At 54.6% G+C, this 9,489-nt stretch carries 6 protein-coding genes; 5 read left to right on the top strand and 1 reads right to left on the bottom strand.

Annotated elements, in window-relative coordinates; translation table 11 throughout:
* Positions 1–43: 43 nt before the first annotated feature.
* Positions 44–1,642, top strand: a complete 1,599-nt coding sequence (locus tag VGM48_RS24700; protein ID WP_331583621.1) for a M1 family metallopeptidase — start codon at positions 44–46, stop codon at positions 1,640–1,642.
* The gene (locus tag VGM48_RS24695) at positions 1,635–3,032 is read left to right on the top strand and encodes an aminopeptidase P family protein (protein ID WP_331583619.1); all 1,398 of its coding nucleotides are present in this window, start codon (positions 1,635–1,637) and stop codon (positions 3,030–3,032) included. The genes VGM48_RS24700 and VGM48_RS24695 overlap by 8 nt, the downstream gene beginning before the upstream one ends.
* A gap of 4 nt (positions 3,033–3,036) precedes the next feature.
* Here VGM48_RS24695 and VGM48_RS24690 read toward each other — a convergent pair whose 3' ends face one another.
* Positions 3,037–5,763, bottom strand: a complete 2,727-nt coding sequence (locus tag VGM48_RS24690) for a TonB-dependent receptor (RefSeq protein WP_331583617.1) — start codon at positions 5,761–5,763, stop codon at positions 3,037–3,039.
* A 168-nt stretch (positions 5,764–5,931) separates the two neighbouring features.
* Between VGM48_RS24690 and VGM48_RS24685 the strand changes: the two genes are divergently transcribed.
* The 3 genes from VGM48_RS24685 to VGM48_RS24675 all read left to right on the top strand — a co-directional run bounded on the left by VGM48_RS24685 (position 5,932) and on the right by VGM48_RS24675 (position 9,489).
* Positions 5,932–6,654 carry a GDSL-type esterase/lipase family protein gene (locus VGM48_RS24685; RefSeq protein ID WP_331583615.1) on the top strand — a complete coding sequence of 241 codons (723 nt, stop codon included), beginning with the start codon at positions 5,932–5,934 and terminating at the stop codon, positions 6,652–6,654.
* Positions 6,655–6,768: 114 nt separating this feature from the next.
* Complete coding sequence (locus VGM48_RS24680; RefSeq protein WP_331583613.1) at positions 6,769–7,800, top strand: hypothetical protein; 1,032 nt, start codon at positions 6,769–6,771, stop codon at positions 7,798–7,800.
* Positions 7,801–9,489, top strand: a complete 1,689-nt coding sequence (locus VGM48_RS24675; RefSeq protein WP_331583611.1) for a cytidylyltransferase domain-containing protein — start codon at positions 7,801–7,803, stop codon at positions 9,487–9,489.

The following is a 9,489-nucleotide window of genomic DNA, read 5'->3' as shown; positions in this document are numbered from 1 at the left end:
TTCGTCGGGCAATCCTTACCTTGCGATTCTTATAAAGTCTACCATGAGATTACGCGCTTTTCTTTTTATACCGGCGTGGCTGGTTGCGGTTGCTGCAGTGGCGCAGCGGCCGGCCTATGGCGGCAAGCTAAAACCCGAACAGGCCAATATCGATGTCCGGCACTATACGATCGATCTGGCGTTGAATATCCCGGACCGGAGCGTCGCCGGGTATTCCATCGTGACCTGCAATCTGAAGGAACCGGCAACGGGCCTGCTCCTCGACCTGATGGATTCCTTTAAGGTCACCAAGGTGACCGTGAACGGCAAGCCTGCGGAATTTACCCATGCCCATCATGAATTGCATATTACGGCGGCGAAGGCCTGGCCGGCGGGTCACGCGGATATCCGGGTCGACTACTCGGGTCACCCGATGATCGCCAAACGTCCACCGTGGGACGATGGGTTTACCTTTACCACCGATTCTACCGGGCATCCCTGGGTCGCGGTGACTGCCGAGGGAACAGGGGGGAAGATCTTTTTCCCTGCCAAGGACCATCCTTCCGACGAACCTGACGAAGGGGTGGATATGACCATCAGCGTGCCGCAGGGCCTTGTCGTGGCGGGGCCGGGACTCCTGGTAGGGGTTAAGACAAAGGGTGGTCGCAGCAGCTTTCACTGGAAGACCAACTACCCCATCAACAATTACAGCATCGTCTTCAATGCGGGCGATTATACCGTCGTGAGCCGTACCTATACGACCATCGACGGGCATACCGTTCCGATGCAGTTCTATGTGTTGAAGGAGCATGCGGCACAGGCTCCGCATCTGCTGGAGATGATGGAACATTCCGCGCGGATCAAGGAAAAATATTTTGGCGAATATCCCTGGGTTAAGGAAAAGATGGGGCTTGTCGAGACGCCGCACCTCGGGATGGAGCATCAGACGATGAATGCGTATGGGAATAAATTTCATTATACCAAGATCGGCGGGCAGGATTTCGATGGGCTGATGAACCATGAGTTCGGCCATGAGTGGTGGGGGAATAAGGTGACGGCCGGCGACTGGGCCGACTATTGGATCCATGAAGGCATCGGTACTTTCGGGGATGCCCTGTATACGCGGGACATGGAAGGAGAAGAAGCCTATGAGCGGTACTTCCAGCGTGTGGCGCCGCGGATACGGAATGACAAGCCGATCGTCCTTGGAAAGGATATCGAAGAAGAGGACGCGTATCATCCCGATATTTACCCTAAGGGCGCCTTCTTCATGCATACGCTCCGGTATATTATCGGGGACAGTATCTTTTTCCCGACGCTGAAACATCTCGCCACAGACAGCGCCACCACCTATACCCATACCACTAATACGGCGGCCGTGGAGAAACTGTTCAGTAGCGCATCGGGGATGGATCTTTCCCCTTTGTTCCATCTTTTTCTGTATACGACGCAGAAACTGGAGATCGACGTCCGGCAGACAGCGCCGGAAGTCTATACGATCAAATTGCTGAACATCGACATGCTGTTGCCGCTCGATATCACGACGAGTGCGGGGACGAGCCGGCAGCTGGTGGACAATAAGAAAGGGGTGACCATCAGCAGCAAGACGATGCCGTTGGTGGATACCCGGGTATTTTATCTGAAAAAAGTTATTTATGAATAATCAATTATTTGACAAAAGCATTTACCAGGCGCGTCGCCGCCGGTTGAAGGAACAAATTGGAAACGGGGTGATCCTGTTGCTGGGCAATGAAGAGAGCAGCATGAACTATAAGGACAACCTGTATGCGTTTCGCCAGGACAGCAGCTTTCTTTATTTTTTTGGATTGGATAAGCCCGGGCTGGCCGGGATCATCGATATCGATAATGATGCGGAGATCATCTACGGCCGGGACCTGACGATGGATGAGATCGTATGGACGGGTCCGCAGCCTTCGCTTGCCGAGCAGGCTGTTGCTGCCGGGATCATGAAGACCCGGCCCGTAGCGGAGCTTACGAAGGATATCGCCTCGGCGCGTGCCGCAGGCAGGTCCCTGCATTTCTTACCGCCTTACCGGCCCGAGAATATCCTTAAACTAAGCGGTTGGATGGTTGTGGCGCCCGCAACCGTGAAAGACCATGCTTCGGTGCCGTTGATCCGGGCGATCGTCGCGCAGCGGAGCATCAAGACGGCGGAAGAGATCGTACAGATCGAAGAAGCCGTCAATACTACGGCCGAGATGCATCTGGCGGCGATAAAGGGCGCCCGGGATGGGATGACGGAAGCGCAGCTGGCGGCCGGTTTGCCGGGCATTGCGATCCGGGCGGGCGGCAATCTGGCTTTCCCGACCATTCTGACGGTGAACGGGCAGGTGTTGCACAACCACTATGGACCGACCGTTATGAAGGAAGGGCGTATCGCCATCTGCGACAGCGGGGCGGAGAATGCCATGCACTATGCGGGGGATATGACGCGGACGTTCCCGGTGGGGAAAAAATTCACGACCCTGCAGCGGGAGATGTATGATATCGTGCTTGGCTCGCAGGAGGCGGCTATTGCGGCTTGCCGTCCGGGGGTGCTTTTCCGGGATGTTCATGCGCTTGCGGCGCAGAAGCTGATGGAGGGGTTGAAGGAGGCGGGTGTGGCGAAGGGTGACCCTGCGGCGGCCGTGGCAGCAGGTGCCCATACGCTCGTATTCCAGTGCGGGCTTGGTCATATGATGGGGCTGGATGTACACGATATGGAGGACCTTGGCGAAGAATATGTCGGGTATACCGAGACGTTGAAGAAGAGCAGGGAATTCGGCTGGAAGTCGCTGCGGCTGGCGCGGGCGCTAGAACCGGGATTCGTGGTAACGGTCGAGCCCGGACTCTATTTCATCCCCGAGCTGATGGATCAGTGTAAAGCCGAGAAGAAATATCTGGATTTTATCAATTACGATAAGCTGGATGCGCTCCGTTCGTTTGGCGGCATCCGCATCGAGGACGATATCCTGGTAACGGCAGATGGATACCGGGTCCTTGGGAAGCCGCTGGCGAAGAAAGCGGCCGAGATCGAGGCGTTGCGGGGATAGAGGATCAGGAACCACGCTTCGCGGCCGGGAAATGGTGAAACCGGTAGATAAGGCTGAGCAGGATGATGCGGCCGGGTATATTGGTTTGCTGCGTTTGGACGTAGTTGAGCCCGATGGTCTGTGTAAAGTTGCTGGGGGTATTGAGGATGCCGAAGGCGGAGAGGCGGAGCTGGACGCTGCGGTCGCGAAAAAAATCCTTGTAGAGACTGGCATTCCATAGGGACACCTGCTTGCCGGGGAGCGTTCCCTGACTGCCGGTGATCTGGAGCGTGTAGTTACTGGCCAGGGTGAGGGCACCGGGCAGTTCGTAGGACGCGTCCAGCGTATAATTCTGCACCCATGTCCGGGTGTTTTGGTTGTTGTATATAGAATAGAGTGCGCCGGAATAATCGACGCTGCCGATGCCTTCCACAAACAATTTCTCCGCGGGGTGATAATTCAGTTTCAGGGTGCTGCCCCAGCCCAGTCCCGTCGTGATATTTTCAATGCTGTTGACGATACTTACGTCGCGGCCATAGTGTCCGCGGAGGGCGATGCTGCTATTTCCTTTGCGTTGGTCGCCGAGCGGGAAGCCGTAGGTAAGGTTGGAGGAAAGATGCCAGACCCCATCCACATTCACATACTGCTGTTGTTGGATCCCGCCGGCCAGAACGGTTGTCGCCGGGGTGATCTCATGCTGGGAGAGATCGCCTTGCAGGGACAGCTGGAGATTCCGGAAGGTGCGGCTGTTGAAATTGGTAAAGGAGGCATTTAGCGAATGTGTCAGCTGCTGGAGGAGATCGGGGTTGCCGATCTTTACCAGGAACGGGTTTGTCAGATCGGGCAGGGGCTGGAGCTGCTGGATCGTCGGGCTGGTGGTGTTGGCGGTATAGGTAAGCTTGATGCTCGTTCCTTTTTTGGGATTGTAAAGCAGGGATGCGCGCGGATACCAATTGATCTGATGTTGGGTGATGGCGGTAGCGGCACTGAGATTGCGGTCGTCCAGGTCGCTGAGCTGGAGAGTAACGCCCAGCTGATAGCGGTATTTTCCTTCCGTGGCATTGTAGCCTGCGCTGAATCGCTGGATGGTGTTGTAGTTGATGAAATGATTGGTCGTAAGGGAGTCGGGAATGTCGTATCGCCCGTTTGTGCTGTCGAAGTCATTGGACTGCCGGTCGGAGTGACTGACGTTGTGGTTGATCCCATAGGTAAGATCGACGATATGCCCCGGCTTTAGCGGTTCGGTATAAGAGACGGAGGCGCTGTAGTTGTTGTCTTTCGACAGCTGGGAGTATTGCTGGTTGGTGAGCGTCCGTTGGATCAGGGTATGAGTGCTGTCGAAGCTGTTGACGAGATTGTAAATGGAAGAAGGCTGATCCTGGTGGCTATAGGACTGGTTTGCGGTGATGAACAGCGTCCTTCCGGGGAGCCGCCAGCGACGCCGGAAATTCAGGGTATTGTTGAGGGAATAGCTGTTTGAATGATTGCTGTTGTGGGTCTGGCCCTGGTTGCTCAGCCAGCCGGTGTTGCCTTTTTGAGTGGAGATGCCTACCGTATCGTCGCTGGAGCTTGAAGAGGTCTGCGGAGTGAAGGTGCTTCGGAGGTTGACCGTGGAAGAGCTATCGATGTTGTATTCGGCAAAGGCGTTGAGATGGTAAGATTGGCTGCGGGAGTTTTGGGTGCTGAAGCGGTTCTCGTTGAGCGCGGAGTCCGTGAGTATCGTCTTTCGCTGTGTCGATTGGTTGATGATCGTGTGTGAGCCGTTGGTGCCGCTATTCAGCGTAAAGTTCAGGCGGTTGCTTTTGTTGGTGCGGAAATTTATCTGTGCATTGTTCAGGGTCTGGAGGCCGCCGCTGCCGGGACCGTTCTTGTTATCCGTGCCGGTGAACTGGTTGTTCATATTGTTAAGATTGCCGGTGCCGAAGACCCAGTTGGTACCCAGATTTGTCGCGGTGCCGCCGGCCGAATAGCTACCCGTGAGGTTCGAGCTGCCGTCTGCGCTGCCGGAGCCCGTGCCGGCGTAGACTTTTCCGAAGTATCCGCGGCGACGATTTTTTTTCAATTTGATATTGATCGATTTCGTGCCGGTCGTCTCTTTTATTCCCGTGAGTCTCGAGCGGTCGGTCTCGGAGTCGAAGGCTTCTATCTGGTCGACGATATCCGCGGGGAGGTTTTGGGTGGCGGTACGCGGGTCGTTCAGAAAGAACTCTTTGCCGTCGAGATAGATCTTGTCTACGCGTTGTCCCTGCATGGTGACATTCCCGTTCTTGTCGATATCGATGCCCGGCAGTTTTCGCAGCAGGTCTTCGACGGTGGCGTTTGGCCGGGTAGGGTAGGCGGCGGCATTGAAGGCGATGGTGTCGTTTTTGACGATTGCCGGGGGGATCGCGGCATGAACGACGACTTCCATCATGGTGCTGGTGCTGTGCCGGAGAAGGATATGGAGCCTTTTTCCCGTACTGTCTTTTTCGCCGAGGGTGATATCGGTGGTGTCGGCTGCATAGCCGAGATAGGTGGTGATGACGGCGTAGTTGCCTGCGGCCAGGCCGGAGAAGACGAACTCTTTTCTGCTGCGCGCTCTACGCAGCAAGTTGCCGTCGGCGGCCCGGACGAGAGACACCGTAGCGTCTTCGAGTGGTTGTTTGTCGGCACTATCCTGTACTGTCCCGTGGATGGAAAGATGGGGGGCCTGCGCGTGACCCAGGACGCAAACGATCAATGAGAAAAGGAGAGAGATTAGTTTTCGAAACATAGGTGCGCCACTAAGGTAAGGGGATAAGATCTTATAGGGAGAATTATTGTTTTGATCGGTGAATTATCTGACGAAAGGCGTTATTTTATGGATGTACTCCCCGATATGGATAACCATTGGGGAAATTCCGAAATATCGTAGCTTTGATCAACAATGGAAAAGCCATATATGAAAAAACCCTTAGTTCTCATCTGCTGCCTAGCGTTTGTTCTTTTTACCGCGCAGCGGCTCACAGCCCAGCCGGCACCACCGGCACCCGCGACACAAGCGGCACCCGCGGCATCGGCGACACAGGCGCCTTTTTATAACGAGATCGCCGAATTCAAACGCAAGGACAGTCTTCGTCATCCCCCTGGCAACGCCATCGTTTTTGTCGGGAGCTCTTCCTTTCGTAAATGGACGAGCGTGCAGACCGATTTCCCCGGCTATCCGATCATCAACCGCGGATTCGGCGGGTCGACGCTGGATGATGTGATCCATTATGCGGGGGACATCATTTATCCTTATCACCCAAAGCAGGTGGTCGTCTATTGCGGCGACAATGATCTGGCTTCGGACAAGAAAGTTTCGGGGAAGAAGGTGTACAAGAAATTTGAGCGGCTGTATGGGCTGATCCGGAAACACCTGGGCAATGAGGTCGACATCCTTTATGTTTCGATAAAGCCGAGTCCCAGCCGGGAACGGCTGATGCCCGAGATGGAGCGGGCCAATGATCTTATCCATAATTTTATGGCAGAGCACAGCCATGCGGCCTTCGTGGATGTGTATCATCTGATGTTGAACGCACAGGGACATCCGATGGATGATCTTTTTATCGGCGACAAACTGCACATGAGTGAGAAGGGATATAAGATATGGCAGCAAGCAATATTGCCTTATCTGGATAAGTAGTTAATAAAGAGGCTTTTTTACTTTACGATATTAAGGAATTGTGATTTCCGTTCCCGGGTGATGATGTTACCTAAGTTAGGAAGAAATTTGTGACTGAGTTAGGCAACCATTACCATGCATCCACGGAAAAAGATACTTTTCATCATTGGCTCACCTAACCAGGCCAGCCAGATGCATCAGATAGCGTCTCATCTGTCTGACTTCGATTGTTTTTTCAGCCAGCTTTATACCAAGCATCCGATCATCAAGGCAGCGTTGCGCCGGGGCTTTCTCGATACCACTATCCTGGGTGGAGAGTTTAAGCGAAAGGGCGATGCCTATCTCGAGATGCATGGATTGCGAAATGATTATGCGCGGGAAATTTACCACAACCGGTATGATCTAACGGTGTTGTGCTCGGATATGCTGGTGACGAAGGAATTGCGCCAGGGCAAGACCGTTTGGGTACAGGAGGGGATGACCGATCCGGTTACCTCCTGGGGGAAGATGACCTGGAGGCTCGGTCTGCCGGGTTATTGGGCGCGGAACACGGCATTTAATGGCGGCAGCAATATCTGTGATATTTATTGTGCCGCGTCTCCCGGATATAAAGAACAGTTCAGCCGGTATGGTACGGATGCGGCCAAGATCATCGTCACGGGTATTCCCAACTATGATCATGCGGCGGCGTTTTTGAAAAATGATTTTCCGCGGCAGGACTATGTCATGGCGGCCACTTCGGATATCCGGGAGTGCTTTAACAAGGATGACCGTCCGGCGTTTATCCGGGAATGCGTGCGCATCGCTGCGGGGCGGCCCTTGCTTTTCAAACTTCATCCCAACGAAATAAAGGAACGGGCGATCGCCGAGATCAGACAATGGGCGCCGGCTGCTGCCATTTACACCGAGGGGAATACGGAACAGATGATCGCCAACTGCGATGAACTGATCACGCAGTATTCCACCGTAGTGTATACCGGCATCGCGCTTGGCAAGAAAGTGCATTCTTATTTTGATGTTGATGAATTAAGGAGACTGGCGCCGATGCAGAACGGTGGCCAGTCCGCTTACCGGATCGCGGACCTCTGCCGGAGGTATACGGAATTCAGGGGTGCGCCCGGTGAATTCCTTCGCAGGTATCGATTGCCTAAGCTTCAAATCGCATAAATGAATACAACGGAAAGAAAGATCGTGACGATCGTGCAGGTAAGGAGAGGCTCGTCGCGTTTGCCGGATAAGGTCTTCCGGCCTTTGTCGGGGAAGTTCCTGTTTGTAAGACAGGTGGAACGGGTGTTGGCATCGAAGCTATGCGGGAAGGTAGTGGTCGCGACGACGCTGAACCCAGCCGACGACCTGGTGTGGGAGGTCTGTCAGCAGGAAGGGCTGGATTGTTTTCGCGGGCATGACCAGGACCTGCTCGACAGACATTATCAGGCGGCTATGAAGTATGGCGCGGACACCGTTATCAAGATACCGGGGGATTGCCCGCTGATAGATCCGGTCGTGATCGATACGGTGATCTCGTTTTACCTGGAGAATGCGGACCATTACGATTACGTAAGCAATCTTCATCCGGCGACGTTTCCGGACGGCAATGACGTCGAGATAATGCCGATGAATGTATTGGAAGAAGCCTGGAAACAGAGCGTCCGGGCGTTCGAGCGGGAGCATACGACTCCCTATATCTGGGAGCGGCCGGAGCAGTTTCGCATAGGCAATGTGATCATGGAGGGCGGCGTGGACTATTCGATGACGCACCGGCTTACGATCGACTATGAAGAAGACTATCAGTTCATCAAGGCCGTTTGGGAGGAATTGTATCCCGGGAATGCGCTGTTTGGCGTCGGCGAGATACTGGACCTGTTGAAGAGGCGGCCTGATATCTATATGATCAACCGGTCGCTGGCGGGTGTCAACTGGTACCGCAATCACCTGGGTGAGTTGAAGACGGTGGCGGGAGAGCAGACGCGTTTTGCGGCGGGAGATGTCAAGGCGGATACGGGAGCGCTGAGCGCTATTGCCCTGAAGGTCAGGGAGCATATTATCCGGATGTCGGCGGGGGGTGGATGTTTTATCGGTGCGTCCCTGTCCTGTGTCGAGTTGATGGTCTATCTCTATGCCCGTTTTTTGCGACGGGGGGCGGCGGTCGCCGGCGAAGCGCAAGGAAAGACGGATGACCCGCAGCGCGATCTTCTTTTCTTATCGAAGGGACATGACGTGCCTGCTTTATACGGGACTTTTGTGGAGATGGGCATGCTCGACGCCAGCCGGCTGGCTCATCATCTTTCACCAACGGACAATATCTATTGGCATCCGAATACAAATATTCCGGGAGTAGAGTTCCACTCCGGTTCGCTGGGGCATCTTCCGGCTGTTGCGGCAGGCGTTGCGCTGGACTGCAAGCTGAGAGGGGGTGACAACCGGGTGGTCGTGATCACGGGTGACGGAGAACTTAATGAGGGCAGCGTTTGGGAAACGTTGTTGGTGGCCAATGCCTACAAACTGGGGAATATGACCCTTGTGGTCGACAGGAACCAGTTTCAGGCGAATATCCGGACCGAGGACCTTATCCCGCTGGAGCCGTTGGAAGACAAGTTCAGGGCGTGGGGGTGTAATGTCCAGCGGATCGACGGCCATGACTTTACCCGGCTGCAGGAGGCTTTTGCGGCCGTGGGGGGAGATAAGGTGAATGTGATCATTGCCGATACGGTCAGGGGAAAGGGACTTCCCAGTATCGAGGCGAGGGCTGACCGATGGTTTTGTGCGTTTTCCGACCATGAGATCACGCAGCTGCTGGAGGAATTGCATGGAAATGGGTTGGCTGCTATCCAATCGGAGACACTGGTAGTACGGTAA

Origin of the sequence: Puia sp. (assembly GCF_036500295.1) — a bacterium.
GTDB lineage: Bacteria > Bacteroidota > Bacteroidia > Chitinophagales > Chitinophagaceae > Puia.
The sequence above is the reverse complement of the archived record's forward strand: the minus strand, read 5'-3'. Positions and strand labels throughout refer to the sequence as shown.

Excerpts from the sequence above, each read along its gene's own strand:
- VGM48_RS24675 (WP_331583611.1), top strand. The coding sequence starts at position 7,801 with ATGAATACAACGGAAAGAAAGATCGTGACGATCGTGCAGGTAAGGAGA.
- VGM48_RS24685 (WP_331583615.1), top strand. The coding sequence starts at position 5,932 with ATGAAAAAACCCTTAGTTCTCATCTGCTGCCTAGCGTTTGTTCTTTTT.
- VGM48_RS24695 (WP_331583619.1), top strand. The coding sequence starts at position 1,635 with ATGAATAATCAATTATTTGACAAAAGCATTTACCAGGCGCGTCGCCGC.
- VGM48_RS24680 (WP_331583613.1), top strand. The coding sequence starts at position 6,769 with ATGCATCCACGGAAAAAGATACTTTTCATCATTGGCTCACCTAACCAG.
- VGM48_RS24700 (WP_331583621.1), top strand. The coding sequence starts at position 44 with ATGAGATTACGCGCTTTTCTTTTTATACCGGCGTGGCTGGTTGCGGTT.
- VGM48_RS24690 (WP_331583617.1), bottom strand. The coding sequence starts at position 5,763 with ATGTTTCGAAAACTAATCTCTCTCCTTTTCTCATTGATCGTTTGCGTC.